The sequence below is a fragment of the Vibrio sp. YT-19(2023) genome (assembly GCF_033337395.1).
Genome location: NZ_JAWOQN010000086.1, coordinates 483 through 1,719, shown reverse-complemented (window position 1 = coordinate 1,719; position 1,237 = coordinate 483). Strand labels below are relative to the sequence as shown.

Annotated in this window: 1 pseudogene; it reads right to left on the bottom strand. The window is 44.9% G+C overall.

From position 1 onward, the window contains the following. Window positions 1–1,237: pseudogene (locus tag R7E78_RS23990) on the bottom strand (cadherin repeat domain-containing protein); the annotation flags it as partial.

The window sequence follows — 1,237 nt, the reverse complement described above, 5'->3', positions numbered from 1 at the left end:
CAAACTCACTTTCTTCTAAATTGGAAAACTGTGGGGCACTGAGGGTACTTACGATAACGGTTTGTTCGCTATCAAGGTGTGTGTATTTATCTGCAACACCCGATTCTGCCAAATCGACATTAACCGTGACTCTTGTTCTTGGTAACGCTTTGTAATCTCGCGATTCACTCTCAGAAATATCCAACGCAATAGAGTGATATTGAGAGTAATTAGTTAGCGTCAACTCAGCTTTCGCATTGTCTAACGTGGCAAGCTCTTCGCTCACGGTATCAGCAAATGCGTAAGTGCGAGTGCCTACCGTTTTACCAAAATCCAAACTAATCGTCTTAAATGGCGTAAATTCCACAGTTTGAAGCTTCGTCGTAAGACCTGGATGATCCGCTTTATTAATGGTGCCGTTAACCAATACTGTTTTAGTTGTATAGTTACGTGCAGTTAACGTCACTTCCACTTGGTAGTCGCCAGCATGCAGCACTTTCAAACGACCAGAATCTGAAGATAACAACTCAACCACCGGCTCAGCTTGGTTAATCAGACGGTAGCTTGCTTTGGCTTCTCCCCCACTCATCACAGGTGTGATAACCGCACCAGCAGAAAAGTCCAGAGTTGGATAAGTAATAGAAACCGGGTTGCTACCTTGTTTAATCGTTACAGCAAAACTACTTTCACCTGGAGTAAACTTATCGTTGCCTGCGTCCGACACAATAACTCTGGTGCTGCCCGCATTCAGAATGCGCATATCACCCGTTTTGCGATCTAAGGAAACCACATCGGTTGCAGAATCCGTCGCAAATCGGTAGCTCACTTCGCCAACCGTACCGAGAATCGATGGTTTTTGGACATAAGGTTGGTTGATGTTCCACGTACCTTCTACTACGCCTGACTGGATAGCAATTCGGCTTGGCGCACTCAGAATGTTGAAGCGAACTTTTTGATCTGGACCGGCCGTGTAATTTGCACTCTCTTTCCTGCGAACCGTTAACGTCGTTTGACCCGCTTTGTAGACACGAATAAGACCGTCACCAATAACATCTGCAACGCCTGGAGAAGTATTGTCAACGACTTCCAAATGATCATTGCTGGCCGTTAAACCAAAATCACGCTGCAAGTTAAAATCGTAGTCTTTGCTGTATACCATTTCATAATCTTGCGTCGTCATCGCTTGGCCTTGCGCTTTCGCAACTTTGATCACAACATTGAATTGAATTGGTTGGTAAAAGTCACCGCCATCATCTTC